This window comes from Acidimicrobiales bacterium (genome assembly GCA_040219085.1).
Taxonomy (GTDB): Bacteria; Actinomycetota; Acidimicrobiia; order Acidimicrobiales; family JAVJTC01; genus JAVJTC01.
Genome location: JAVJTC010000003.1, coordinates 109,106 through 135,514 on the forward strand (window position 1 = coordinate 109,106; position 26,409 = coordinate 135,514).

General features: G+C 69.6%; 27 protein-coding genes. 3 read left to right on the plus strand and 24 right to left on the minus strand.

Features of this window, described 5'->3' with window-relative positions:
• Nucleotides 1-40: 40 nt before the first annotated feature.
• From trmD to RIE08_01400, 11 genes are all read right to left on the minus strand, one after another.
• The gene (gene trmD / locus RIE08_01350; protein MEQ8716231.1) at nt 41-808 is read right to left on the minus strand and encodes a tRNA (guanosine(37)-N1)-methyltransferase TrmD; all 768 of its coding nucleotides are present in this window, start codon (nt 806-808) and stop codon (nt 41-43) included.
• Complete coding sequence (locus RIE08_01355; GenBank protein MEQ8716232.1) at nt 768-1,292, minus strand: hypothetical protein; 525 nt, start codon at nt 1,290-1,292, stop codon at nt 768-770. The genes trmD and RIE08_01355 overlap by 41 nt, the downstream gene beginning before the upstream one ends.
• 13 nt (nt 1,293-1,305) lie before the next feature.
• On the minus strand, nt 1,306-1,563 hold the full coding sequence (locus RIE08_01360) for a KH domain-containing protein (protein ID MEQ8716233.1): 258 nt from the start codon (nt 1,561-1,563) through the stop codon (nt 1,306-1,308).
• Nucleotides 1,560-2,129 (minus strand): 30S ribosomal protein S16, encoded by a 570-nt coding sequence (gene rpsP / locus RIE08_01365; GenBank protein ID MEQ8716234.1) that lies wholly within the window; start codon nt 2,127-2,129, stop codon nt 1,560-1,562. Before rpsP ends, RIE08_01360 begins: the two co-directional genes overlap by 4 nt.
• A gap of 165 nt (nt 2,130-2,294) precedes the next feature.
• A complete protein-coding gene (gene ffh, locus RIE08_01370; protein MEQ8716235.1) occupies nt 2,295-3,746 on the minus strand; it encodes a signal recognition particle protein in 1,452 nt (483 codons plus the stop codon).
• 52 nt (nt 3,747-3,798) lie between these two features.
• Nucleotides 3,799-4,410, minus strand: a complete 612-nt coding sequence (locus tag RIE08_01375; protein MEQ8716236.1) for a hypothetical protein — start codon at nt 4,408-4,410, stop codon at nt 3,799-3,801.
• 76 nt (nt 4,411-4,486) lie between these two features.
• Nucleotides 4,487-4,747 carry a hypothetical protein gene (locus RIE08_01380; GenBank protein ID MEQ8716237.1) on the minus strand — a complete coding sequence of 87 codons (261 nt, stop codon included), beginning with the start codon at nt 4,745-4,747 and terminating at the stop codon, nt 4,487-4,489.
• A gap of 14 nt (nt 4,748-4,761) precedes the next feature.
• Nucleotides 4,762-5,886 carry a signal recognition particle-docking protein FtsY gene (ftsY, locus tag RIE08_01385; GenBank protein MEQ8716238.1) on the minus strand — a complete coding sequence of 375 codons (1,125 nt, stop codon included), beginning with the start codon at nt 5,884-5,886 and terminating at the stop codon, nt 4,762-4,764.
• 45 nt (nt 5,887-5,931) lie between these two features.
• Complete coding sequence (locus tag RIE08_01390) at nt 5,932-7,152, minus strand: trypsin-like peptidase domain-containing protein (protein MEQ8716239.1); 1,221 nt, start codon at nt 7,150-7,152, stop codon at nt 5,932-5,934.
• 365 nt (nt 7,153-7,517) lie between these two features.
• Nucleotides 7,518-8,705, minus strand: coding sequence for a HAMP domain-containing sensor histidine kinase (locus RIE08_01395; GenBank protein MEQ8716240.1), 1,188 nt, complete (start codon nt 8,703-8,705; stop codon nt 7,518-7,520).
• A 133-nt stretch (nt 8,706-8,838) separates the two neighbouring features.
• Nucleotides 8,839-9,558, minus strand: coding sequence for a response regulator transcription factor (locus RIE08_01400; GenBank protein ID MEQ8716241.1), 720 nt, complete (start codon nt 9,556-9,558; stop codon nt 8,839-8,841).
• Between the two features lie 148 nt (nt 9,559-9,706).
• On the opposite strand from RIE08_01400, the gene RIE08_01405 reads away from it, so the two are divergent.
• The 3 genes from RIE08_01405 to RIE08_01415 are packed head-to-tail and all read left to right on the plus strand — an operon-like array spanning nt 9,707 to nt 12,834.
• On the plus strand, nt 9,707-10,915 hold the full coding sequence (locus RIE08_01405; GenBank protein MEQ8716242.1) for an AAA family ATPase: 1,209 nt from the start codon (nt 9,707-9,709) through the stop codon (nt 10,913-10,915).
• The gene (locus RIE08_01410; protein MEQ8716243.1) at nt 10,916-11,887 is read left to right on the plus strand and encodes a DUF58 domain-containing protein; all 972 of its coding nucleotides are present in this window, start codon (nt 10,916-10,918) and stop codon (nt 11,885-11,887) included.
• A complete protein-coding gene (locus RIE08_01415; GenBank protein MEQ8716244.1) occupies nt 11,884-12,834 on the plus strand; it encodes a VWA domain-containing protein in 951 nt (316 codons plus the stop codon). The genes RIE08_01410 and RIE08_01415 overlap by 4 nt, the downstream gene beginning before the upstream one ends.
• A gap of 20 nt (nt 12,835-12,854) precedes the next feature.
• Here the strand turns inward: RIE08_01415 and smc are convergent, their stop codons facing one another.
• The 13 genes from smc to RIE08_01480 all read right to left on the minus strand — a co-directional run bounded on the left by smc (nt 12,855) and on the right by RIE08_01480 (nt 26,307).
• The gene (gene smc / locus RIE08_01420) at nt 12,855-16,319 is read right to left on the minus strand and encodes a chromosome segregation protein SMC (GenBank protein MEQ8716245.1); all 3,465 of its coding nucleotides are present in this window, start codon (nt 16,317-16,319) and stop codon (nt 12,855-12,857) included.
• 111 nt (nt 16,320-16,430) lie between these two features.
• Entirely contained in the window at nt 16,431-17,270 is an 840-nt protein-coding gene (locus RIE08_01425) for a DNA-formamidopyrimidine glycosylase family protein (protein ID MEQ8716246.1), read from the minus strand.
• On the minus strand, nt 17,270-17,989 hold the full coding sequence (gene rnc / locus RIE08_01430) for a ribonuclease III (protein ID MEQ8716247.1): 720 nt from the start codon (nt 17,987-17,989) through the stop codon (nt 17,270-17,272). Before rnc ends, RIE08_01425 begins: the two co-directional genes overlap by 1 nt.
• Nucleotides 17,990-18,280, minus strand: a complete 291-nt coding sequence (locus RIE08_01435) for an acyl carrier protein (protein ID MEQ8716248.1) — start codon at nt 18,278-18,280, stop codon at nt 17,990-17,992. It lies immediately after the preceding gene.
• A 38-nt stretch (nt 18,281-18,318) separates the two neighbouring features.
• A complete protein-coding gene (gene plsX, locus RIE08_01440) occupies nt 18,319-19,302 on the minus strand; it encodes a phosphate acyltransferase PlsX (GenBank protein MEQ8716249.1) in 984 nt (327 codons plus the stop codon).
• 10 nt (nt 19,303-19,312) lie between these two features.
• Complete coding sequence (rpmF, locus tag RIE08_01445; GenBank protein ID MEQ8716250.1) at nt 19,313-19,492, minus strand: 50S ribosomal protein L32; 180 nt, start codon at nt 19,490-19,492, stop codon at nt 19,313-19,315.
• A 153-nt stretch (nt 19,493-19,645) separates the two neighbouring features.
• Nucleotides 19,646-20,185: a DUF177 domain-containing protein gene (locus tag RIE08_01450; protein MEQ8716251.1), complete on the minus strand. Its 540-nt coding sequence runs from the start codon at nt 20,183-20,185 to the stop codon at nt 19,646-19,648.
• Complete coding sequence (locus tag RIE08_01455; protein MEQ8716252.1) at nt 20,182-20,781, minus strand: hypothetical protein; 600 nt, start codon at nt 20,779-20,781, stop codon at nt 20,182-20,184. The genes RIE08_01450 and RIE08_01455 overlap by 4 nt, the downstream gene beginning before the upstream one ends.
• Entirely contained in the window at nt 20,778-21,257 is a 480-nt protein-coding gene (gene coaD / locus RIE08_01460) for a pantetheine-phosphate adenylyltransferase (GenBank protein ID MEQ8716253.1), read from the minus strand. The genes RIE08_01455 and coaD overlap by 4 nt, the downstream gene beginning before the upstream one ends.
• A gap of 115 nt (nt 21,258-21,372) precedes the next feature.
• Nucleotides 21,373-21,921: an RsmD family RNA methyltransferase gene (locus tag RIE08_01465; GenBank protein MEQ8716254.1), complete on the minus strand. Its 549-nt coding sequence runs from the start codon at nt 21,919-21,921 to the stop codon at nt 21,373-21,375.
• Nucleotides 21,918-22,460 carry a hypothetical protein gene (locus RIE08_01470; GenBank protein MEQ8716255.1) on the minus strand — a complete coding sequence of 181 codons (543 nt, stop codon included), beginning with the start codon at nt 22,458-22,460 and terminating at the stop codon, nt 21,918-21,920. Before RIE08_01470 ends, RIE08_01465 begins: the two co-directional genes overlap by 4 nt.
• Complete coding sequence (recG, locus tag RIE08_01475; protein ID MEQ8716256.1) at nt 22,457-24,625, minus strand: ATP-dependent DNA helicase RecG; 2,169 nt, start codon at nt 24,623-24,625, stop codon at nt 22,457-22,459. The genes RIE08_01470 and recG overlap by 4 nt, the downstream gene beginning before the upstream one ends.
• A gap of 5 nt (nt 24,626-24,630) precedes the next feature.
• Nucleotides 24,631-26,307, minus strand: coding sequence for a DAK2 domain-containing protein (locus RIE08_01480; GenBank protein ID MEQ8716257.1), 1,677 nt, complete (start codon nt 26,305-26,307; stop codon nt 24,631-24,633).
• Nucleotides 26,308-26,409 lie beyond the last annotated feature (102 nt).

Genomic DNA, 26,409 nt, shown 5'->3' on the forward strand with positions numbered 1-26,409 from the left:
ACGCCCACTTCCGTCTCGACTCGACGGTGGGCGACGGCGCTCACCCGTCGAGTTCGGTGTCGAGCAGCGTCTGTTCGGCGTCGGTCAGGCCTCCGCGCCGTTCGATCAGGTCCGGTCGGCGTCGCATCGTCTGGCGCAGAGCCTGGGCCCTGCGCCAGCGTGCGATCCGTCCATGGTCACCCGAGCGCAGGACCTCCGGGACCACCATGTCGCGGTACTCGGCGGGCCGCGTGTACTGCGGATACTCGAGCAGGTCGTCGCTGAAAGACTCCTCGGTCGCCGACCCGACGTTGCCCATGACCCCCGGTACGAGCCGACCGACGGCCTCCAGGACGACGAGCGCCGCCACCTCGCCCCCCGACACCACGAAATCCCCGACGGACAACTCCTCGTCGACGAGAGCCGTGCGGACCCGCTCGTCGACGCCCTCGTAGCGGCCACACAGCATCGTGAACCCACCGAGGGACGCGAGGCGACGCGCCTCGGCCTGATCGAAACGCCGACCCGACGGTGACAGCAGGATCAGAGGCCGGGGCGGTTCGACGGCCTCGACCGTTTCGAATATGGGTGGCGCGGTCAGCACCATGCCCGGCCCCCCGCCGAAGGGCGTGTCGTCCACGGAGCGGTGCACATCATGGGTGGCCGCACGCAGGTCGTGGACACGGACGTCGAGCAACCCCGCGGCCCGTGCCTTGCCGATCAGACTCTCGGATGCGAAGTCGTCGACCAGGCGGGGAAAGATGGTGAGCACGTCGATGCGCACGGTCTCAGGACCCGCCATCGTCCCCGGCGGGTTCGCCGGTGTCATCATCGTCACCCAGCTCGAAGAGCCCGGGCGGGACCTCCACACTCACCGCACCGTCCGATACCTCGGTCACGAATCGCAGGGGCACGAGAACACCCGAGTCGGACACGATCAGATCACTCGCCGGGTTCTCCTGGAGTGCGACGACCTCACCGCGGTCGACTCCGCCCTCGAGGATGCGAAGCCCGATCAGGTCGTGGGCCCAGAGGACATCGGGGTCGTCCAGGGCGGGCGCGGTCACCGGCCCCCGCAGACCCTCGGCGGCATCCCGGTCGGAGACACCTGCGAACCGCACGAGCCACCGGTTCTTGTCGCGACGCGAGCCGACGACTTCGAGTTCGCGGCCCGCCACCGTGAGGACCGATCCGGGCTGAACGCGTTCGAGGCGATCCGTGACGAGTTGCACCACGACCTCACCGCGCAGTCCGTGAGCCCGGGTCACGGTCCCGACCTCGAGCATCACGTTGTCGTCACCCGGGGTGTTCACGGGCGACACGGCCTCACTGGTCGATGAACTCGACCTCGACCTCTTCTTCGCCGTCGGTGGCAGCGGCAGCGGCCACGACGGTGCGGATGGCGTTGGCCATGCGGCCACGCTTGCCGATGACGCGCCCCATGTCGCCGTCACCGACGCGCACATCCAGACGGAGCGCGTTCTCGTTCTCGCTGGCCTCGATGTCGACGGCGTCGGGATCGTCGACGATGGAGCGCACGATCAGATCGAGTACGGCCTCTGCTGCACCGATGTCGTTGCTCACGCGGTCTCCTTCGAATCGTCTGTGTCGTCGGCGGGGGTATCGGCACCCTCGTCGCTGGTGTCGGTTGCCTCAGCGGCGTCGTCCGTGGAATCAGCGACCTCTTCTGCGGCGTCAGCGACGCTGTCCGCAGCCGTCGCAGCGACATCCGCAACAGCCTCGGCCACGTCCTCGGCCTTGTCAGCCACGGCGTCGGCGACGTCGGCGACCTTGTCGGCCACGACCTCCGCGGCATCGGTGACCTTGTCGGCGACAGCCTCCGCGGCATCCGAAGCGGCGTCAGCGATGCGGGTCACGGCCGGCGGGGGCGGTTCGCCACTGAACTCCTCCCAGGCACCGGAGATCTTCAACAACTTCTCGACCCGCTCGGTGGGCTTCGCACCGTCGCGCAACCAGCGCAACGCCTTGTCGTTGTCGATCTTGACCACCGACGGGTCACGGCGCGGATCGTAGAACCCGACGATCTCGATGAACCGCCCGTCGCGCGGCGAACGCGCGTCGGCTGCCACCACCCGGTAGGTCGGTTGCTTCTTCTTGCCCATCCGCATCAGGCGGAGCTTCACTGCCACGGCGTTCGTGATCCTTGTTCGAAGTCGGAGATGAGAGATCGTCGGCGCCCGTGCACGGCGATCAGCCGTTGGACGCAGCGAACCATTGTGCCGGATTGTGCGACGACTTCAATCATGTCGGGCCGCCGCGGTTTCCCAGAGGGCGAAAGACCGGCCGCAGCGACGTCAACCGCCGCCCAGGCGACGCAGTTCGTCCAGGTCCAGACCGCCGGCCCCGTCATCGAGTCCGGGCAACGACAGCGACTTCGCCGCGTTCGCCTTCTGTGCCTTCGACGGCGTGACCCGCCCGCCCTTCTTGCCCTTCTTCTTTTTCTTCTTCGCGAGGCGCTTCGACCCGAGCCCGCCCATCCGCTTCATCATCCGCTGGACCTCACGGAACTGCTTGAAGAGTTGGCTGACATCGGAGGGGTTCATGCCGCTGCCGTTTGCGATCCGTGACCGGCGGGAGGCATCGATGATCTCGGGATTGGCGCGCTCCTCGAAGGTCATCGAGGTGATCATCGCCTCGACACGCGCCATCTGGCGGTCGTCGATCTCCGCGTCGCGCACCTCCTTCGGCACGCCGGGAAGCATCCCCATCAGGCTCGTCAGCGGGCCCATCTTCTTGAGTTGCTGCATCTGATCGAGGAAGTCGTCGAGCGTGAACGTGCCGTCGAGGATCTTCTCGGCGGCCTTCTCGGCCTCCTCCGCCTCATAGGCGCCCTCCGCCTTCTCGATGAGGGTGAGCATGTCGCCCATCCCGAGGATGCGTCCGGCGAGACGGTCGGGGTGGAACAGGTCGAAGTCCTCGACGCGCTCGCCGGTGGAGGCGAATGCGATCGGGCGCCCGACCACCTCCTTCACCGACAACGCTGCACCGCCGCGGGCATCGCCGTCGAGCTTCGTGAGGATCACGCCGTCGAGCTCGAGGGTCTCGTGGAAGGCCTGCGCGACGCCGACCGCGTCCTGGCCGGTCATCGCGTCCACGACGAGGAAGGTGTAGTCCGGCTCGATGGCCTCGGAGATCTGACGGACCTGGCCCATCAGCTCCGCGTCGATGGCGAGACGTCCGGCGGTGTCGCAGATGACGACGTCACGCCCCGTGGCGGCCGCCTCCTCCAGAGACCGGCGCGCGACCTCGACGGGATCGCTCGGCTCCGAGAACACCGGCACGTCGATCTGGCCACCCAGGGTGCGGAGCTGCTCGACCGCCGCGGGCCGTTGGAGGTCCGCACCGACCAGCAGCGGGTTGCGTCCCTGCTGTTTGAACCACCGCGCCAACTTCGCGGAGTTGGTTGTCTTCCCCGAGCCCTGCAGGCCGGCCATCAACACGACGGTGGGCGGCTTCTTGGCGAACTCGATACGGATCGCCTCGCCGCCGAGGGTCGCGATCAGTTCCTCGTGGACGATCTTGATGACCTGTTGGGCAGGGTTCAGCGCCGCGTGCAGGTCGGCACCGACGCAGCGCTCACGCACCCGGTCACGGAAGGATCGGACGACACCGACGTTGACATCGGCCTCGAGAAGGGCGACTCGGATCTCACGGAGAACCTCGTCGACGTCGGAGTCCTTGAGGCGTCCCTTGCCCTTGAGGCCCGAGAAGATCCCCTCGAAGCGTTCGGAAAGTGTTTCGAACATGGGGTCCCGAGCCTAGCGGCGGCCCGGTCGGGTCACGGATCGCCGAACAGGATCAGCTCGTGACGCCTATCGCAGGTGGCAGAACGGCAGCCAGGACACGGTCCCAGTCGTCGATCCCGCACCCGTTGGTCCGGGTGATCGTCACGTCCACCTCGACACCGTCGAGAAGACCGCCGATGACGGCCTCGTCGGGGCCCCCGTACTGCTCGGTGCAGATCCGATCCACCGCCGGCCCCTCGGTGAGCAGCGTGACGACCTCAGGATCGTTCAGCGCGAGGCAGGCCGACTCTGCTCGGACCGACGTCGACCCGAGCACCGTCGCCGTGTCCCCGAGACAGGACACGACGTAGGTGACCGCCGCCCTGTCCGGGTGGGTGACCGTGACGTCGAGATTCGCCACCGGGTACGCGTCGACCCCGTCCACGGGCCGCGTCGCTGTGCTGTCGCCGCCGGAGGCGGACCGTCCATCGTCGAGCGGAGCATCCGACGCGCTGTCGTCGCCGCCGGGCGCGGACTGCCCATCGTCGGGCGAACCGTCCGAGGCTGTGTCGTCGCCGCCGGAGGCTGTGTCATCATCGCCCGTCGCGGTGTCCGAACCGTCGGAACCGCAGGCGACCACGATCAGGGCCACCAGGATCAGCAGGGCTGCGAGTGGGCGTCGCACGGGTCTGTCTCCGTTCATCGGCTGCAGTACACCGGTTGGACGACGTCGAGGGCCCGCCGGTTCCCGACGGACCGGATCACTCCCCGTCGGAGTCGCTCTTCTTTCCCTTCCACGGCCGGGCCAACCCGCCGATGACGCGCACCGGAAGCTTCAGGACCTCGCCGAGGGCGTGGACGATCCCCTTCACCAGACGCGTCACGACGACGAGCGGTGTCTTCACGAGAGCGACCGGTACACCGGTCACCTTCTTGAACAGCCCCTTCTTGGCGCCGTCGTCGGAACCGCCGAGGCTCTCGAGCCCGACCAGATCGCTGTCAGTGTGCTTGCGCTTACCCATGTCCTGGCTCCTTGTCACGCGAACAGTGCATCGACGAAGTCGTCGGCGTCGAACTCGACGAGATCGCCGATCCCTTCACCGAGACCCACCAACTTGACGGGAATTCCCAACTCCGACTGTACGGCGAAGACGATGCCACCCTTGGCCGATCCGTCCAGCTTTGTGAGTACCACACCCGACACGTCGACCGCATCCGCGAACTGTCGCGCCTGGACCAAGCCGTTCTGTCCCGTCGTCGCGTCGATGACCAGGAGCACCTCGGCGACGCTGCCCGCACCCTTCTCGGCCACGCGCCGGACCTTGCTGAGTTCCTCCATCAGGTTCGTGTTCGTGTGCAGACGCCCAGCCGTGTCGGCCATGACGAGCACCGCGCCACGCGCACGGGCGTGATCGATCGCGTCGAACACGACCGAGCCCGGATCGCCGCCTTCGCTACCGCGGATGAAACCCGCACCTGAGCGTTGCGCCCACATCTCGAGTTGCTCGGCGGCCGCGGCACGGAAGGTGTCGCCCGCCGCCAGCACCACAGTGCGGCCGTCGACGATCTCGCGGTGCGCGAGCTTGCCGATGGTGGTCGTCTTGCCGACGCCGTTGACGCCGACGAACAACCACACCGAAGGCGCCTCGCCGATCGACAGGGACCTGTCGCCGGAGGCCAACTCCGCCTTCATCTCGGCCTTGAGGATGTCGAGGAGTTCGGCTGACTCGGTGGTCCCCGCCTCGGCGGCTCGTTCCCGGAGACGCTCGATCAGCTGCGACGTCGTGGCCACGCCCACGTCGGCGGAGATCAATGCCTCCTCGATCTCCTCCCAGGTCTCGTCGTCGATACTGCGCGACAGGATCGACCCGAAGTACCCGCCGATCGCACGGCGGGCCTTACCCAGGCGGTCGAGGAAGCTCGGAGCGACGAGCTCGTCGACGGGCGGGGCCTCCGGCACGACCGGCTCGTCGACGACGGTGTCGTCGGCGACCGGTCGATCGAGGACCGCCGTGTCGGAGGCACCGTCGGGGCCCGTCGCCCGACGAGCCGCAGGTGGAGCCGAACCGGCCCCACGGCCGCGATGACGGGTGGCGACGAAGCCGAGGACCCCGACGAGGACGACGGCCAGGGCTATGAGGATGACCAGCAGAACGACCATGATCCGCGGAGCCTACCGGCGGACAGGGGCGCCCCGAAGGGTGAGTCAGCCGGTTCCGAGGGTGGCTGTCAACGTCGTCTCGGCACCATCACGCATGACGACGATCTCGACCGTGTCGCCGGGCACCCGCAGCCGCACCTTGGCGACGAGGTCGTTGTTCGAGCGCACGTCCTCGCCGTCGAAGGCCACGATCAGGTCACCGATGACGAGGCCGGCTTCGTCGGCGGGCGTACCCGGCTCGACGAGGGTCACCAGCGCGCCCGGCTGCCCGACCACCGGAGCGGTGATGGTCACACCGAGGAAACCCGACTCGAGCGGCTCACCGGCAACGATCCGGTCGGCGATCAGCCTGGCCGTATCCATGGGGATGGCGAAGCCGAGTCCGATGTTCCCCTCACTGCCGTCGGTGCGGATCGAGGTGTTCATCCCGATGACCCGCCCCTCCTTGTCGACCAGGGCGCCGCCGGAGTTGCCGGGGTTGATGGGCGCGTCGGTCTGGATCATCTCGACCTGCTGCTCGACGCCGTTCAGGTTGTTGCCGACCACCCTGTTCACCGCGGAGACGATGCCGGCCGTCACCGTCGACTCGAGACCGAACGGGCTGCCGATGGCGACTGCGATCTGACCGACCTCGACCGTGTCCAGACCGGCGAGGACGGCCACCGAGAACTCCTCGGTGGCGTCGATCTGCACGACCGCGACATCGGTACGCAGGTCTGCGCCGAGTACCCGGCCTTCGACCCTCACCCCGGACGGGAGCCTCACCGTCACCGTCTCGGCCGCATCGACCACGTGGGCGTTGGTCATGATGAGCCCCGAGTCGTCGTAGATGATCCCCGAGCCCGTCCCGGTGTTCGCAACGTCGATCTGGACGACGGTCGGCAACACGGCTGCGGCCGCAGCGGCAGCCGGTTCCTCCGAAGACGGCGAAGACGGCGTGCCCGCACCCGGGGCCGGCGCCTGAGGTGTGGACGTCCCCGTCCCCGGGTCGTCGGTGGCACCCCCGGCTGCACCCGTGTCGCCGCCAGCGGGGGCGGTCGACGTGTCAACGCCACCCGAGTCGACCGCCGGGACGACGCTGTCCGAGGAGTTGTCGTCGGCGAGCGTGAAGCCTGCAGCGACCCCCGCAGCCACGAGAAGCGCTCCCACCACCGCCGCGAGGACGAACCAACGGGCCCGTCGCCGCCCGGTCGCGGCCGGTTGGCCGCGACCGGGCGGTGGGGCCGTCGTCTGCGGGTCCGGGACCGGAGGGGGGGCATAGGTCACGGTTGCAGTCGACGGCGGGCGATCCGGCGGCGCGGTGGGAGGGGAGGGATTTCCCCCACCGGTCGCGCTGGATGCCCAGGCCATGTCGCGGGTCGGTACGTCAGTCGACGTGGTCGGCCCGGCGGGCTGTTCGTGGTCGTCGGCCGGCGGCGTCCGCGGCGGCACGGCCGACCACGGATCGCTGCTGCGCTCGTCGCTCACTGGTGGCTCCTCGATGCATGGCGGGGGTCTGTTCGGACTCGAACGTACGAGTGACGACCGAAAGAAGCCGTAAGCCCGTTCGTTGTTCCCGCTCCCGCCTGATCGGCAGGTCGCGGCGCGACTTCAACGGCGACAGGACACGTCGGCAGAAGGCCCTGGGTGCCTCAGGGACGGGCGAGGGGGATCTCGACCGTGTCGACACCAGGATCTGCGGGCATCAGCGCAGGCAACCAGATCGTGAAGGTCGACCCTCTCCCCACCTCACTCGTCAGACGCACCTCTCCCCGATGGGCCTCCGCCGTCTGCCGGACGATCGCGAGCCCCAGACCTGCACCGTCCGCAGAGCGGTTGGGTCCACGCTCGAATCGCTGGAACACACGCTCGACGTCTTCGGGCGCGATGCCCGGGCCCTCGTCGGAGACCGCAAGCCACACCCAGCCCTGCTCGAGGCCCGCCGCGATCCGGACCGCCGAACCCCGCGGTGCGACCCGCACGGCGTTCGCGAGGAGGTTGGCGAGTGCCTGACGCAGCGAGTCCGGGTCACCGATGACCCACAGGGCGCTCGGCGCCGCCGTCGCGATCTCGACGCCCGCGGTGTCCGCCGAACCCGAGAACTCCTCGGCCATGTCATTGACCAGCCGGGCGATCTCGACCGGTTCGCTACGCAGCGCCACGTTCTGGTGGCGGCCGTAGGCGAGCAGGTCGTCGACGACGCGCGAGATCCGCTCGATCGACCGTCCGACCAGGTCTGCGGTCTGCCGGTAGTCCTCGACCGTCGCATTCGGATCGCTGGAGGTGACGTCGAGGTTCGTCCTGATCACGGCGAGCGGGTTGCGCAACTCGTGACTCGCCTCCTGGATGAAGCGTTGCTGGGTCCGGAACGCGTCGTCGAGACGGTCCAGCATCTCGTCGAACGTGTCAGCCAACTGCCGCAGCTCGTCGTCGGGCCCGTCCAGGCTGATACGACGCGACAGATCGGTCGCCTGGATCTCCCGGGCCACACCGGTGATACGGCCGATCGGGCGCAACACCCGTCCCGCGACCACCCAACCCACCACGAGGCTCGCGAAGAAGAGCGCTATGAGCGCGCCCAGCGAGTACGTCTGGAGCTGCTCGAGAGCCCGTTCGTTCGCGAGCTGTTCGACGTCGAGGATCGCGAGGCGTACCTCGTCCTGGACGATGACCGAACGGCCCTGGACGAAGCTGCGCAGCGGGACCACGTACTCCTGGGACACGGGCTGGTCGTCGAGGGAACGGGCCAGGCCCCAGTACACGCCGCCGACGACGATGGCGGCGAGGCCGAACAGGACCAGTGAATAGACCAGGGTCAACCTGAACCGGATCGAACCCATCCAGGCCGGCATCCGCCGCCCGACCCGGCCGAGGCGCCCGACCGAGAGCTCGGGAGGTGCCGGCGCATCGGGAGGGACACGCATGGCAGCCGGCGGCGCGTCTCCGTCCGCCGGCCGCTCCGACCGACCCCGATCAGTCACCGTCGCCGTCCACGACCCCGACGGCCGGTTCGGCATCCACGAGGCGATAGCCCTGCCCGATCACCGTCTCGATCGGCGGTGCCTCCTCATCGGCCTCGGTGAGCTTGCGCCGCAGCGTGCCGACCGTCACCCGCACGGTGTTGGTGAAGGGGTCGGCGTGTTCGTCCCAGACGTGTTCGAGGAGCTCCTCCTGGGAGATCACCCGTCCGGGTGAGCTCATGAAGTAGCGCAGGAGCGCGAACTCCTTCGCGGTGAGCGCGATCTCGTTGCCTGCACGCCTGACCTCATGGGTCGCGGTGTCGAGTGAGATGTCGCCGACGACGAGCACCGCTCCCGAGGCGCCGGCATCGCGCCGCAACAGTGTGCGGATGCGGGCCGACAACTCCGGGAAGGCGAAGGGCTTCACGAGATAGTCGTCAGCGCCGTCGTCGAGTCCGGCGACGCGTTCATCGAGCTCATCGCGTGCCGTCAGGAACAAGATGCGGGGGTTCTCACCGTGGGGCGGTTCCGAGCGCAGCCGCCGGCACACCTCGCGGCCGTCCATGTACGGCATGGTCACGTCGAGGCATATGAGATCGTAGGGAACGAGGCGTGCCTTCTCGAGAGCCTCCCGGCCGTCGTGGGCGACGTCCACGGCGTAGCCGTCACGGCGCAGACCCCGGGCGATGGCTTCGGTGAGCTCGCGTTCGTCGTCGACGACGAGCAGGCGCATGGTCCGACGGTAGCGGCCGGCACCCCACCGTTGGCGGCGCCCGGCCGCCGTCCGGCGGGCCCGGCACAGCTTTACAGTGAGTTTCGCGCCATCGTGGTGCCCTGCGGTGCGTGCCCTACCGCGACCCCCGAACGACGTGAGGAACGAAGTGACCGAAGGTCCCGACACGAGCCGCTCCGACGACACGTGGGGGGCCACGACCGGCGAGATCCCCGTCGTCGCCGCCGACTCGCCGGAGCTACCGCCACCGGCCACGGCCACGCTGCCTCCGCCACCCCCGATGCCGCCCGCCGGGACCCCTCCCCCGCCCGCATCCTCCGATGAGCAGGCTGGTTCGTCGCGGGTGCCCCTGTCCGGCTCAGCGGAGGGGAGCCCCCTGGAGCAGACCCTCTTCGAGGTGAAACAGGTCATCGTCGGCCAGGGGCGAATGGTGGAACGGCTCCTCGTCTCGCTCCTCGCCGGTGGTCACTGCCTGCTGGAGGGCGCTCCCGGCCTCGCGAAGACCCTCGCCGTGGAGACCCTCTCCGACGTCGTCGGTGGCAGCTTCCGACGGATCCAGTTCACGCCGGACCTCCTGCCTGCGGACATCATGGGGACCCGGATCTACCGGGCGTCGACCGAGAGCTTCGACATCGAGCTCGGGCCGGTCATGGCCAACTTCGTGCTCGCCGACGAGATCAACCGCGCCCCGGCGAAGGTCCAGTCCGCACTGCTCGAGATCATGGCCGAGCGTCAGGTCTCCATCGGCGGACAGACGTTCCCGGCTCCGGACCCCTTCCTCGTCCTGGCGACACAGAATCCGATCGAATCCGAGGGGGTCTACCCACTTCCGGAGGCCCAACGTGACCGTTTCCTCATGAAGATCGTCGTCGACCACCCCTCCGCCGCCGAGGAGGTCGAGATCGTGAACCGCATGGGGGTCAGCCCTCCGGTCCCACGACAGATGCTGAGCCTCGAGCAGCTGATCGGACTGCAGACCGAGGCGCGGCGGGTGTACGTCGACCGCGGCGTCGTCCACTACGCGGTGTCACTGACGATGGCGACCCGCAAGCCGGCGGACTTCGGCCTCCCCGAACTCGACGAGCTGATCGCCTACGGGGCGAGTCCGCGCGCAAGCCTGGGCCTCGTGGCGGCAGCGCGCGCGCTGGCTCTACTGCGGGGCCGGACATACGCACTCCCCCAGGACGTGTTCGACGTCGCACCGGAGATCCTGCGCCATCGCGTCGTCCTGTCCTACGAGGCCCTCGCCCGTGACCTCGTGGCGGACCAGATCGTCGTGAGGATCCTCTCGACGGTGCCCGCCCCGCGCATCGCCCCTTCCCAGGACCCGGCGATCCAGCGGGCGAGCACCTTCTAGATGGGCCCTGACAGCGACGGGTCCGACCCACTGCGCGCGGCCGAGACGGACGAGGCGCGTACGGCGAGGCTGCTACGCACCCTGGAGCTCGACGTGCGGCGCCGCCTCGACGGCCTGCTGCACGGCGACTACCGCGGGCTCGTGTCGGGCCACGGGTCCGAGCTCGGCGAGACCCGCCTCTACACCCCCAGCGACGACGTCCGCCGCATCGACTGGAACGTCACCGCACGCACCCAGCAGGTCCACGTCCGCGAGACGGTCGCCGACCGTGAACTCGAGACACGCGTCGTCGTCGACCTCTCGCCCAGCGTCGCCTTCGGCACCGCCATCCACACCAAGCGCGACCTGATCATCGCCGCCACTGCCGCGATCGCCCATCTCACGGCGCGGACCGGCAACCGTTTCGGAGCGGAGGTCATCACCGCCGACGGTGGCTGGTCCTGGCCGCCGCGCCAGGGCCGCGTCGGCGTACAGGCCCTCCTGCACCGCCTGGTGACGACACCGGTCACCGACGGAGGTCGCGCCGCGCTCGGACCGGCGATGGCCCATACCGCCCGTGGCCACCACCGGCGCGGCCTGGCCGTCGTGATCTCGGACTTCCTCGCCGAGGAGGGTTGGGAACGGTCACTGCGAAGGGTCACCGCCCGCCACGAGACGCTGTGCATCGAGGTCGTCGATCCCCGTGAGCTCGAACTGCCCGACGTCGGACTGCTGACCCTCGCCGACCCCGAGTCCGGAGCCGTCCGCGAGATCGACACCCGTTCACGCAAGCTGCGGCGACGCTACGCACAGGCTGCTGCCGACCAGCGCCAGGCCATCGCGTCGGCGATCCGCTGGGCCGGAGCCGACCACCTGGTGCTGCGCACCGACCGGGACTGGCTGCTCGACGTCGCCCGTTTCGTCGACGTCAGACGCCGCCGCAACGGCCACGCCGGGGCCGCCGCCGCTGCCGCAGGGGTGACGTCGCCGTGACGTTCCTCGCCGCCGGCCGCCTGTGGTGGCTCCTCCTCGTAGCGGCATTCATCGTCGCCTACGTACTCATGCAGTTTCGCCGCAAGGCCTACGCGGTCCGGTTCACCAATGTCGAACTCCTCGACTCGGTCGCACCCAGGCGCCCGTCGTGGCGACGCCACGTGCCCGCCGCGCTGATGACACTGGCGGCGATAGGCCTCGTCGGCGCCCTCGCCGCACCGGCGCGCAGCACCGAGGTGCCGAGGGAACGAGCGACCATCGTCCTCGCCATCGACACCTCTCTGTCGATGGAGGCCGACGACGTCCGCCCGTCGCGGATCGAGGCCGCCAAGACCGCCGCGGTCGAGTTCATCAGGGAGCTTCCCGAAGAGATCAACCTCGGGATCGTGAGTTTCAACGGCGTCGCCGTGGTACGCGTCGCACCGACGACCGACCGCCAGAGCGCGATCGTCGCTGTCGAGGCCCTCGAACTCGACGAGGCCACGGCGATCGGCGAGGCGATCTTCGCGTCGCTGCAGGCCCTGGACTCGGTGCCACCCGACGAGACCGGGTCCGCTCCCCCCGCGCGCATCGTGGTCATGTCCGACGGCGAGACCACCGCGGGACGTGCCGACGAGATCGCCGTAGAAGCGGCTCTGCAGGCGGCGATCCCGGTGTCGACCATCGCGTTCGGCACCGACGCCGGCGCCATCTCGCTGCCGGACCAACCCTTCGTGCCCGTGCCGGTGAACGAAGCGGCGCTCCTGTCGATCGCCCAGGGCACCGGCGGGCAGTTCTTCGCCGCTGCAAGCGCCGCGGAACTCGCCGACGTGTATCGCGACATCGGGAGCTCGGTGGGCTTCGTCGAGGTCGAGAGCGACGTCACCGAGTGGTTCGTCGGGGGATCACTCCTCGTCCTGGCTCTGGCCGCAGCGACGTCGCTCGCCTGGTTCTCACGGTTCCCCTGAAGTCTCGACCGGTCAGCGGCTCACGCAGCGGTGTCGGCCTTCTCCGAGACGACCCGTGAGGCCCCGCCCGGCTGCATGCTCACGCCGTAGAGACAGTCGGCCGCTTCCATCGTCCGCTTCTGGTGGCTCACGATGAGCAGCTGCGCGTCGTCGCGGAACTCCGCCACCAGACCGAGGAAGCGGTGGAGGTTGACGTCGTCGAGGGCGGCCTCGACCTCGTCCATCACGTAGAACGGCGACGGCCGGCTCCGGAAGACGGCGAACAGGAAGGCGAGCGCCGTCAGCGAGCGTTCGCCGCCCGACAGCAGCGAGAGCTTGCGGACGTTCTTCCCGGACGGCTGTGCCTCGATCTCGACGCCGGTCGCCAACATGTCGCTGGGGTCGGTGAGGCGGATCCGTCCCTTACCGCCCGGGAACAATGCGGCGAAGAGCGTCTCGAAGTTCTCGGCGACGTCGGCGTAGGCCGCGGCGAACAGCCGGACGATCTCGTCGTCCACGGCGCGGATGACCTTCTGGAGCTCGCGACGGGAGCTACGGACGTCGTCGAGCTGGCCCGTGAGGAACTCGTGACGTTCGGACAGGGTGTCGAACTCGCTCAACGCCAGAGGATTGATGGGGCCCATGAGCTTGAGCTCGCGGTCGAGTTCGCGGACGCGTGCGGAGGGTGCGACGCCCTCGGGCAACTCGGGGCACTCGGTTGCGACCGCCGTGGCCGGTTCGCAGTCCAACTCGCTGCGGACCGTCTCGACGATCGTCTCCAGGCGGACGTTCAACTCGGCCTCGGCGACTTCGATCGAGGCCGCTTCGTCGCGCGCCAGCTTCATCTCGCCGGCCATCGCCGCCTGGGACTTCCGTAGCTCGTCGAGTTCAGCCGCGATGGCCCTGACCTCGTCGCTCTGGCGGCGGCGGCGCTCCCGGAGGGTCGTGACCCGCCCGTCGAGGTCGGCCACGGCACCGCCGAGAAGCTCTCCGAGCGATTCGATCGTGGTGAGCCGAGCCGTGACACCGTCACGTCGGCGTTGTCCCTGCTCCTCGGCCTCGCGTCGACCTTCGAGCCGGGTGTCGACCTCGGCGATCCGCTTCGTCAACAACTCGCGTCGTTGTTCCAGCGACGCGGCGCGGACCTCGAGGTCACGGCGTAGGGCTCCGACGGCCTCTCGACGTTCATCGAGATCGGACCGCTCAGCTGCCATCCTGCGGCCGGACTCCGCCCGGGCGGCCTCGGCCTGCTCGAGCGCCGGCAGTTCACCGGCCAACTCCGCTGCGCGTCGACGGTCTGCGTCGAGTCGGGCGTCGAGAGCTTCCACGCGTGCGCCGAGGGCCTCGATCTCCACGGCGATCTCGCGCCCCGTCGCGTCCTTGCGTTCGAGGTCGGTCCGGAGCCGGTCCCGTTCGACCTCGGCCACCTTGCAGCCGCGTCGGGCGTCGGCGACGCCCCGCTCGGCATCGGCCCGGGCCTGACGTGCGCCGGCCAGCGCGGCCTTGGCGTCATCGAGCGTCTGCACGGCCGTCTCCGCCCGCCGGATCGCCTCTTCGAGGGCGGTCCCGGTGGCCCCGGCACGATCCACCCCGACCCGCCAACCCGTCGGCGAGAACCGGTCCCCACCGCGGGTGACGACGACGGCCGTCGGACTGTCGAGAACGACGTCCACGGCGGCCTCCGGCGTGGCGACCGCGACGGCACCACCGATGAGGCTGTCCAGGAGAACGTCGACGAGTGGGGAGACTCCACGGACGTGGGGACGAACCGGCTCGCCGTGGCCGACCGGCGGCGTCTGCGGCCCGCCGATCCCCATGGCGACGACGGCGCCGGCGGTATCGAGCTCACCCAGCCGGGCCAGAGCTTCACGACCGGTGGCCGGATCGGCCACCACGACGGCGGCGACGGCCTCGCCGGCAGCGGCCTCGAAGGCCGACTCCCAGCCGGCGTCGACCTCGACGAGCTCAGCGAGGGTTCCCAGCGCCCCGTCGAGTCCGGCGAGCGCTTCGGCACCGGAGCGGGCGCGGGCCTCGTCGAGGGCGAGTGCGAGCGCGTCGGCGCGTGAGGTCCAGTGACGACGGTCGGCTTCGGCTTCCGATGCGGCGGCCTCGGCAACGGTCGCCGCATCGACAGCCTGCGTGAGCGTGGCCTCGGCATCGACGAGCGCCGCCTCGGCCGCGGACAGAGCCGTGACGGAGATGGCGAGCGAGTCACGCATCGAGGCGGCCTCGGCGTCCAGCCCGGTACGCCGCGCATCGAGCTCGTCGATACGGCGCCGCACCTGGCTCCGTTCGGTGTCGGCACGGCTGATCGCCTTCTCGACGGCACCGAACTCGCCGCGCACCCGACCGGCGTCGTCGGCACCAGCGGTCACCGCGTCGCTCCACCGTTCCTCGAAGGCCCGGGCGCGATCCGCGAGGTCCACCTCGGCGGCCTCTAGCTGAGTCGCGTCGGTCTCGAGCCCGCCCACCCGCGCGGCCACGTCATCGAGTTCGGTGGCGAGCCGTTCACGCTCGGCCACGAGGCTGTCGACCATCTCGCGGTCACCGTCGCGGGCCAACTCGGCCGCGAGGCTGCGCCGACGCTCGTCGACCACGCGCGCGACGCCGTGGGCGCGGGCGCGCAGGCCCTCGTAGGTGGCGAGTGAGTCGCCCACGTCGTCACCACCGAAGGAGGTGAGCCGGGCCTCGGCGGCCAGCACGGCGGCATCGACACCGCGCAGCTGCTCCCGCAGCCGGGCATCGGTGTCGAGCAGGTCACGGCGCCGAACCGCACCGGCGCGGAGGCGCTCCTTGAGCGTCGCGATCTCCCGACCGGCGATGTGGGTCCGGAGCGCGACGAGTTCGTCGAGAAGGTCACCGTGGCGGCGCGCGGCGTCGGCCTGTCGCTCGAGGGGCTTGAGCTGACGTCGCACCTCACGGACCAGGTCCTGCAGGCGCGTCAGGTTGGCCTCCGTGGCGCCGAGGCGGCGCTCGCTGCGTTCCTTGCGGCGCCGGTACTTGAGGACCCCCGCGGCCTCCTCGATCACATGACGTCGCTCCTCGGGCCGGGCGTTGAGGACCGCGTCGATCTGCCCCTGGGAGATGATCGTGTGCTGTTGGCGGCCCACGCCGCTGTCGGACAGGAGCTCCTGTATGTCGAGCAGCCGGCAGCTCACACCGTTGAGCGCGTACTCACTGTCACCGCTGCGGAAGAGGGTGCGGCGGATGGTGACCTCTTCGAAATCGACCGCGAGTTGACCCGAGGAGTTGTCGATGGTGAGCGTCACCTCCGCTCGACCGAGTGCGGGACGATCGGCGGTGCCGGCGAAGATGACATCGTCCATCTTGTTCGACCGCACGCTGCTCGGTGCCTGGGCTCCGAGCACCCATGCGATGGCGTCGACGACGTTCGACTTGCCGCTTCCGTTGGGCCCGACGACGACCGTCACTCCGGGCTCGAGGTCGAGCGTCGTGGCGTCTGCGAAGGACTTGAAACCCTTGAGGGTCAGAGACCGTAGGAACACTCCGCCGAACGTAGTGGCACCCCGACCCCGCGCGGTGCACCCTCGGCGTGCACCGCCGCCCCACAGGCTCCCGGCGCGCCCGGAACAGCGGGGGCGCGCGCCGCGTCGAAGTCAGACCTGGCTCTGCTCGCAGTAGTAGGTCCACGTGCCCTTGTACTTCGTCCGGGCGATGGGCTTGCGCGAGCGGGGACTCAGCTCGCCGTCCTTGCCCCACACCGACAGGTGGTCCTGGTAGGACCCCGGCTCGCCGAACACGTCGACGAACGCGTTGGCGGGCACATGGGTCCCGCTGTACTTCATGGCGTCGTGGAGCGTCTCGACCACCGCACGGTAGAGCCGACGGATCTCCTGAGCCGACAGCGACCCGGTGGTGCGGTCGAAGCGCAGACCGGCGTTGAACAGGATCTCGTCCGCGTAGAGGTCACTCAGGCCCACGATGACCGCCGGGTTGGTCAGCAACTGCTTCAGCTCGCCGTCGAAGCCCAGAAGCACCTCGGCGAAGTCCTGCCACGACATCGGCGTCTCGACCGGATCGATGCCGAGATCCACGATCGACGGGACCGTGTCGGGCATGTCGTCCGCGTTCACCACGTACATGGCGGTCTCGCCGCCGTGGTCCACGAGGCGGAGCTGGCCGTGCTGGGTGAAGGTGATGGTCAGCGCGTTGTCGTCGTCGACGTCGTCCTTGTTGGCGTGGCGACGGAGCTGCCCTCCATCGGCCATCTCCACGACGAGGATCTGGTCCTCGTCCAGTTCGAGCAGGAGCGTGACGCCGATCCGGGTGACCTTCTCGATCTTGTGGCCCTCCAGCTTCTCCACGAACTTGGCCCGTGACCGGTTGCGCCGAACCGGCTTGGCGACCTGGACCTCGACCTCTTTGATCTTCTTGCCCGCGACCTCTCGCTCGAGGTCTCTGCGCAGAATCTCGATCTCGGGTAGCCCGATGACCATCACTTTCCCCTCCGGTCGGCGTCGCTTTGCGACGACCTCATCTCGGCGAGAGCAGAGGCCGCCGCCGCCTGCTCCGCCTCCTTCTTCGAACGACCCTCACCGTGCCCCCACGTCCGATCCTCGAACACCGCCCTGGCGGTGAACCGACGATCGTGATCCGGCCCCGATGAACAGACCTCGTAGCGTGGCACGGAACCGTGGTCCCGTGCCGCCAACTCCTGGAGCCGGGTCTTGTGGTCATCGATGCCGGGACCCATGGCGGCGGCCTCGATCTTCTCACCGAACAGTGACAGGACCAGGCGACGGGCCGGTATCCAGCCCGCGTCGACGTACACCGCGCCGATCAGCGCCTCGAGCGCGTCCGCGAGGATCGACGGTTTCGTACGACCGCCGCTCGAGTCCTCTCCCTTGCCGAGCAGCAACGCCGACCCGATGTCGAGTTCGAGGGCCACCTCGGCCAGCGCGTCGGCCGACACGACGTCGGCACGGGTCTTCGCGAGCAGACCCTCGGCCATGTCGGGCCGGGTGGCGAACACGTGGTCCGCCACGGCGAGACCCAGCACGGCGTCCCCGAGGAACTCCAGACGCTCGTTCGACGACTCGTCCTGCTCGGCCTCCCACGACCGGTGAGTCAGGGCTCGTCGGAGAAGCGCCGGGTCGGCGAATTCGTGGCCGAGTCGGCCGGCGAGGTCGGTCTGGGACCGGTCGGGCTGGACCACTCAGTCGAGACGGGAGTGGACATAGTCCACCGCGTCCCGCACGGACTTGAGGTCTTCGAGGTCCTCGTCATCGATGCGGAAGCCGACAGACCTCTCCGCCAGGTCCTCCTCGATCGCCTCGACCAACTCGATCAGAGCGAGCGAGTCGGCATCGAGATCGTCGACGAAGGAATCCCCCTCGTTGATCGCCGACGGCTCGATCTCGAGGATCTCGGCGAGGCGTTCACGTACGAGGGCGAGGATCGCATCGCGATCGAGCGGCCCACCTGCCACATGCGTCTCGGCCGGCAACGTCTGCTCCTGGATCGCGGGTTTCGGACCGGGGCAGTCTATCCGGCGACGGCGTCGGTGAGGTGCCCGACGACATCACCACGCACCAGGTCGGCGGCCACCGTCAGCGCGTTGGCAACCGCCTTCGGACCCGATGACCCGTGGCTGATGACACACACGCCCCGGACGCCCAACAGGACGGCGCCCCCGGTCGACTCGGGGTCGAACGTCTCGTACAGCGGGAGCAGGGCGGGCATCAGCAGCTCGGCGCCACGGCGGGCGTCATCGGAGCTGTCGAAGGCCTCGAGCAGGGCCTTCGTCACCGTGCGGGCGACACCTTCGGCTGTCTTCAGCGCCACATTGCCCGTGAAACCGTCCGTCACGATCACGTCCGCCTCGTCGGCGAGAAGGTCCCGGCCCTCGACGTTTCCGACGAAACGGCATCCGACCACGGACTGCCACGCATCGTCGGACAACAACTCGAAAGCCTCCTTGACCAGCGGAGTCCCCTTGCCCGCCTCTTCACCGATCGACAAGAGCCCCACCCTCGGTTCGATGGTGCCGTACCTGTCACGGACGTAGACGGCGCCCATCCGTGCGAAGAGGGCGAGCCACTCGGGCTGACACTCGGCGTTCGCCCCGGCGTCGATGAGCACGTTCGGGGTTTCACGCCCGGGCACGGGCAGCGGCGTTGCGATGGCGGGACGTGCGACCCCGCGGATCCTGCCCATCCGCAACAGTGCGCTGGCCATCGTGGCACCGGTGTTGCCGGCACTGACCATGGCCGACGCCCGTCCGTCGCGGACGGCCTCCGCGGCGCGCACCAGACTCGAGTCCTTCATCTTGCGGACGCTCGAACCTGCGTCGGCGTCCATCGCGATCACCTCGGAGGCCGCAATGACCTCGAAGCCGAGTCCGCCGATCAGCTCCGGGGGCCCGACGAGCACGATGTCGAGCCCGCTATCGGCGGCAAGACGCGCCCCCGCGACGATGTCATCGGGTGCGCTGTCGCCCCCCATCGCGTCGAGCGCGATCGGTAACAAGTGGGCTCGCCTACTCGACGTCGACGGCTTGGCGGCCTGCGTACCAGCCGCACTCCCCGCACACGCGGTGCGGGCGCTTGGCGGAGCCGCACCGTGGGCAGACGCCCCGCGCCGGGGCATCGACGGTCCACGCGGACGCACGGCGGCTGCGGGACTTCGCCTTGGAGGTCTTCTTCTTGGGGACTGCCATCGGAACTCCTGGGTGGAACCACCGTCGCGTTGTACGGGGCTCGGAGACTGGAGAGACCGCACCGGAGCCGCCGGCACGGATGCGCAAGCCTAGCGGTGCCGGATGCGAGATCGGACGGGTTCGACCCCATCCGCCGTCACGGGGAGGGCGCGCTCAACGGTCGGAGGGCTCGCTCACGTCGGGACGCAGGGCGTCGAGCGCCGCCCAGCGGGGATCGGGCCGTGGACCCTCGTCGGACTGCGGACGGGCCGGATAGCGCTGCGGATCGGGCCCCACGCAGTCCTCACGGCAGAGGGGCGCGAGCGGCAGGCCGAGGAGCACGGCCTCGCGCACCATCGGGTCGAGATCCATCTCCTCGGAACCCCGTCGGTAGGTCTCGCCCTCGGTCGGTTCGAGTTCGAAGATCTCATGGACGTCGAGCCCGGCGGTCCCGTGGACCTCCTCGAGACACCGACGACACGTTCCCACCCAGGGAGCGCTCACACGACCGGACACGACGATGTCGGATCCGACCGCCTCCACCACGAGGTCGACGTCCACCGGGCCGCGGACCGCGACGTCGGAGTTGTCGAGCCCATCGAAGGTCGCCGACTCTCGGAACGTCCGACGGACACCCGGCGTCCGGAGCAGGGCCACGATGTCGACTGCGAGCAGGGGCCGGGAGCGCCGGCCGTGTCCGGACTCGGTGGTCACGAGTCGTCCTGGTCGAAGAACCCACGCGCCGCGGCCTCCTCGGCCTCGTCCACCTCAGGCTCCTGATCGGCGATCCGCTCGAGGACGTCACCCTGTAGCCGGGCGCGCCCCGCGGCGACGGCGTTCATCGTCTTCTCGAGGACGATCTCGAAGCTGCCCAGCTTCTGGTCACACCAGTCCTCGACCTCGTGGCGCATCTTGCGGGACTCCGCCTCGGCGTCGTCGACGATCGAGCGCGCGCGCGACTCGGCCGCCTTGACGACCTCGGTGCGTTGCACCATCCGCTCGGCCTGGGCACGGGCGAGTTCGAGGATCTCATCGCCTTCCCGCCTGACCTTGGACAGGAACTCCTCGCGCTCTTTGAGGAGCCAACGGGCCGCACGCAGCTCATCGGGCAGACCATCGGCCGCCTCGTTGAGAAGCTCGAGCACCTCGTCCTTGTTGATCATGGACGATGCCGACAGCGGAACCGGCCGGGCGGCTTCGACGATGGCCAGGAGCCGGTCGAGAACCTCTCCGACGTCGACCGTGTCGCGCAACGAGCCCGACTTCGGTTCGTCGTCGCCCGCGTAGACGGTGCCGTCGTGATCGCTCACGTGATGTACCTGTCGATCAGTCGCTTCGCTACGGGCTCGGGAACCATCGACGACACATCTCCTCCGAAGCGGGCGATCTCACGGATGTACTTGCTCGCTATGAACGAACTGCTCGACGTCGAGGGCAGGAAGATCGTCTCGATGCCCGAGACCGCCTTGTTCGTCTGGGCCATCTGCAGCTCGGATTCGAAGTCCGACACCGCCCGCAACCCCTTCACGATCACATCTGTGCCCTCGCGCGCCGCGAGCGTCACGACGAGTTCGGCGAACATGACGGTGCGCACGTTGTCGAGGTGGCCGAAGCACTCGTTGAGCATCGCCTCGCGGTCGTCGAGGCCGAACAGCGGTTGGCCCTTCTGGGGATTTCGCATGGCGGCGACGACCACCTCGTCGAAGAGCCGCGCGGCCGTCTCGACGATCTCGACGTGTCCGTTGTGGACGGGGTCGAACGACCCCGGATAGAGAACCCGGACCACATTCACTCCGTTGTCAGCTCGAAGAACGTTGCGTGCTCGAAGAAACCCTGAGGTGAGTGTGGCCGCTGTCGACGCCCTCACGACGGACCCCGACAGGTGTCGAGTCCCCCGGTGGTCAATCGACGGCGGCCGACTCCCGTCGTGCGATCGTCACGACCGTACCCGCGTATCGGCGCTGCTTCGACGTCGCCCACCCTGCGCCGGGGTCGATCTCGCGGTCCGACTCGATCACCACGACCTCGAATCCCGCTTCCGCGAGCTCGCCGAGCAGGGCCGGCCACCCGTCGAAAACGTAGGGCGGATCGCACAGGGCGACGTCGCCGGTGAGGGTGACCGCAGAGCGCATCGAGTCCGCCCGACGCACCGTCGCCCTGTCGGCGAAGCCGAGGGCCTCCACGTTCGCGGTCAGGACTTCCAGCGCCCGTGGGTCCGACTCGAGGAAGGTCGCGTGCGCGGCTCCCCGGCTGAGCGCCTCGAGGCCGAGCGCGCCGCTACCGGCGAAGAAGTCGACGAAGACCCCGTCGAGGGCGCCCATCGACCCCAGCGCGTTGAAGATCGCCTCCCGGGCCCGGTCCGACGTCGGCCGCACCTCGCCGTCGGGGACCGCCAGGAGACGCCCCCGGGCCTCCCCCGCGATGATGCGGAGTCTGCCCTTGCGGCTCACCGGGCGGGCTCCCGGAGGTACTCGACCACGGTGGGGCCGCCGTCGGCGACCGGCTCCGATCGGACTCGGACGACGCCCCCGATCGCCGTGAGATCCCTGGTGCCGTCCGCCGCCAGGCACGCGACGAGTGCGGCACCGAGTCGGTCCGCACGGGCGAACATGACCTCGGCCAGGCGACGGGCCAGTCCCCGACCCCGACTCGCCGGATCCACACCCAGCGCCACGAGCTCGAAGGCCCGGCCCCCGGGAACCGCTGTGTGGTCGGCCGGACGCCACAGGGCGACCGCTTCCACGCCGTAGGTCGCATGGACCTCAGAGCCCGCCGGCAGACCCCACAGGACCCCCCGCCAGTAGCGCTCGTGGGCCTCGGCCCCGAGGACGGCGGTGTCCGCCGCGAGACTCCAGGCCACGAGCGGGTCGGCGCGATAGGCGGAGGCGAGGGTCGCCGCGGCGACACCGAACCTCTCGGCTCCGATCCGACGGATCTCGCCGCGCCGTGCGATCTCGGAGGGATGAACCTCGGGCCCGGGGTCGCTCACGACTTCATCAGATAGTCGGTCTCGACCGAACCGAGCAGAGCGTCGAGTTCCGACGCCAGCTCGAGGTTCGCCGCGAGCCCCGGATCGGTGTCCAGGAGCTCGATCGCGTCACTGCGGGCCCTGGCCACCCACTCACGATCACGCCGCAGCGACGCCAGCCGCAGATCGCTGCGGCCCTTCTGTCGCTCCCCCATGACGGTGCCCTCGCCCCGCAGGTCCAGGTCCACTTCGGCGAGCTCGAAGCCGTCGGTGGACGCCACGAGCGCAGCGAGACGCTCCTCGGCCTCCTCGGTGACGGCCTCGGCGACGAGGAAACAGCGGGACTCTTCGGCACCCCGCCCGACCCTGCCCCGCAGCTGGTGGAGCTGCGCTATCCCGAAACGGTCGGCGCCGAGCACCACCATCACGGTCGCGTTCGGGACGTCCACCCCCACCTCGATGACCGTGGTCGCGACGAGCACGTCGACCGCGCCGTCGCGGAACAACGTCATCACCTTCTCCTTCTCGCCCGACGACACCCGCCCGTGGAGCAGGCCGAGGGTCAGATCCGAGAGCTCACCCTCCCGCAGACGTTCCCAGGTCTCCGTGGCCGACGCCACCTCGAGCTTCTCGGAGGTCTCCACCAGTGGGCACACGACGTAGGCCTGGCGGCCGGCGGCGACTTCACGGCGCACCGCCTCCCACGCCTCGCCCTCGGCGTCGGGAACCAGCCATTCGGTGCGCACCGGGGTACGACCCGGAGGCAGCTCGTCGAGAACCGACACGTCGAGGTCGCCGTAGACGGTCATTGCAGCCGTCCGGGGGATCGGTGTCGCGGTCATCACGAGGACGTCGGCAACCGAGTCGGTCCGCTTGCCCCGCAGCGCGGCCCGTTGCTCGACGCCGAAGCGGTGCTGTTCGTCCACGACCACCGCACCGAGCGACGCGAAACCGACGTTCTCCGAAAGGAGGGCGTGGGTGCCGACCACGATGTCGACCTCACCCGACTCCAGGCCCTCGAGAACCCTCGTCCGGCTCGACCCGGTGATCCGGTTGGTCAGCAACTCCACCCGCAGCTCGCGCTCGGCGAAGAGCCCCTCGTTCGCGGGGACGGTCGCTCCACGCAACAGCTCGGTGACGCTCCCGTGGTGCTGTTCGGCCAGAACCTCGGTCGGTGCCATGAACGCACCCTGGTGGCCGCCGTCGACAGCGGCCACGAGAGCGGCCACGGCGACGAGGGTCTTGCCGGCACCCACGTCACCCTGCAGGAGCCGGTGCATCGGGACCGGCGACGCGAGGTCGGCCATCACCTCGTCGATGACCCGCTGCTGTGCCCCGGTGAGATCCCAGGGGAGACCACCGAGGAACCCGCCCAGGACCGGCCCCGTGACGTCGTGGACGATTCCCTCGGTCGTCGCCTCGAGTTCGCGCTTGGCCCTCACGAGCGACAACTGGATTCTCAGCAGCTCGTCGTAGACGAGGCGCCGGCGAGCACTCTGGCACTCCCCCATCGTCTCGGGCTGGTGGATCGCGCGCAGCGCAGTCCCACGGCCGACCAGACCGTGGCGCCCGAGCAACGACGCCGGCACGGGGTCCGCGAGCCCGCGCGGCTCACAACGGCGCAGGATCTCCGCGACCCAGCGGCCCACGTCGCCGGTCGTCAGGCCCGCCTTCTCGGACTGGGGGTACACCGGCACGATCCGCCCCGTCTGATCACCGACCAGATCCACGATCGGGTTGCTCATCTGCAGCGCGCCCCTGTAGGTGGTCGCCTTGCCGTAGACGATGACCTGGCTGCCCTCGGCGAGCTGGCGTTGGCGCCACGGCTGGTTGAAGAAGACGCACTCGATACGGCCCGTGGCGTCCGCCACCCGCACGGTCACGAGCGAACGGCGGTTGCGCGTGCGGCGCGCCGACACCTTCTCGACGGTTGCCAGAACCATCCCCTCGGCCCCGGTGTCGGACTCACCGTCCCCGGTGCGGGCGACCGCCGCCGCGAGGTCTGCGACGGTGGCCTCGTTGGTGCGGTCGATGTAGCGGCGCGGGTAGTACATCAACAAGTCGAGAACCGACCCGATGCCGACCTCGGCGAGTGCCGCCGCCCGCTTCTCACCCACGCCGGCAAGGCGGGTCACGGCCATGTCGGCCAACTCGGCGAGACCGATCGGCGCCTCCGTCGACGCCACGGGGGCTACTCGACCCCCACGTGATACGGGTACAAGGGCTGGCCGCCGTCGTGCACCTCGACCTCGACATGGGGACGGTGCTCTGCCAACCACGAGACGATCGCCGTGGTCGACGCGTCGTCCGCTTCGGTGCCTTCGATGAGCGTCACGATCTCATGGTCGTCGCCCACGAGAGCATCCAGCAGGCCCGTCGTGGCGGTGACCAGGTCACCGGCGACGACCCGCACGCCCGCGCGATCGAGCCCCAGGTGGTCGCCCGAGACGACCGGCCCCACCGCAGTGGTCGCATCGCGCACCGCCCGGGTCACATCACCGGATACCACCGCCGCGGCGGCCGCCGTCATGGCCGCCTCGTTCGTCTCCGCGTCGGCCTCGGGATCGAACGCGAGCAGAGCCGCGAAGCCTTCCGCGACCGACCTCGTCTCGACCACCTTCACGGGCCGGGCGGTGAACCCGGCGACCTGGTGGGCCACCGGGACGATGTTCTTGTTGTTCGGGAGAACGACGATCTGCTCGGCCGAGACCGCCTCCGCCGCCCGGACGAGCATCTCGGTGGAGGGATTCATCGTCTGGCCGCCCACGACGACCGCCTGTACGCCCAACGACTCGAAGATCCGGCGTACGCCGTCGCCGGCACCCACGGCGACCACCGCCGTGCGGGTTGGCTCGTGATGGCCGACGAAGAGGCCCTCGACAGCGCCGTCCAACGACCCGGCCGCACCGGGTGGGGCCACGTCCTCGACGTGGTCGACCTCGTCGAGGAGGTCCGTGACACGGATGTTGTGCGGTCGTCCCACGGCGATACCTGCCTCGATCGAGGCGCCGATGTCGTCGGTGTGGATATGACAGTTCCACAGTCCGTCGCCGCCCACGACGACGATCGAGTCGCCGACGACGCCCCAGGCCTCCCGGAAGTCACCGATGCGTGTGTCGTCCGCGTCGAGCAGGAACATGACCTCGTAGCGGAGATCTGCGATGTCCTTGTCAGCCCCGGCCGCGGCCGCCGAACCGGTGCCCACGGACCCGGCGTGGACGTCCCCGGTGGTGACCTCCGGCTCGGGCAGCGGCCGCCCGTCGACGACGGTGAGCATCGAATCGACGAAGAGCACGAACCCTGCGCCTCCGGCATCCACGACGCCCGCCGTCGCGAGAACCTCGAGCATCTCGGGCGTGCGGGCGAGGGTCGCCGCGGCACGGTCCCGGATCACCTCGAGGGCCGTGACCAGTTCGTCTCCTCGCCCGGCGGCCTCGCGGGCCGCCTCGGACGCGGCCGCCGCCACCGTGAGGATCGTCCCCTCCACCGGGCGCATCACTGCGCCGTAGGCGGCCTCCGAGGCGTTGTGGAGGGCGTCCGCGAGGCTCTCGACATCGAGGCCCCCGGCGCGCAGGATCGTGTCGGCGAACCCCCGCAGGAGCTGGGACAGGATCACCCCGGAGTTGCCCCGCGCCCCCATGAGTGAACCGTGCGAGATCGCCTTGCAGACCGAGGCGAGATCGTCGGCGTCGGCGATCTCCGCGGAGACGGACTCGAGGGTCAGCGACATGTTGGTTCCGGTGTCGCCGTCGGGCACCGGGTAGACGTTGAGACGGTTGATCGCGGCGCGGTGGAGCCCGAGGGCGCCGCTGTAGGTACGGATCACGTCCGCGATCTCCGACGCGCCGAGCCGCGCGTGAACGGTCATGGGCCGGAATGCTAGTGGGCGGCGACACCGACCCTGTAGGGGCGGCGACCCCCACGGAACCATCTCGCAGCGGGCGCGCCGACCCGCTTCGACGGTGCGCCG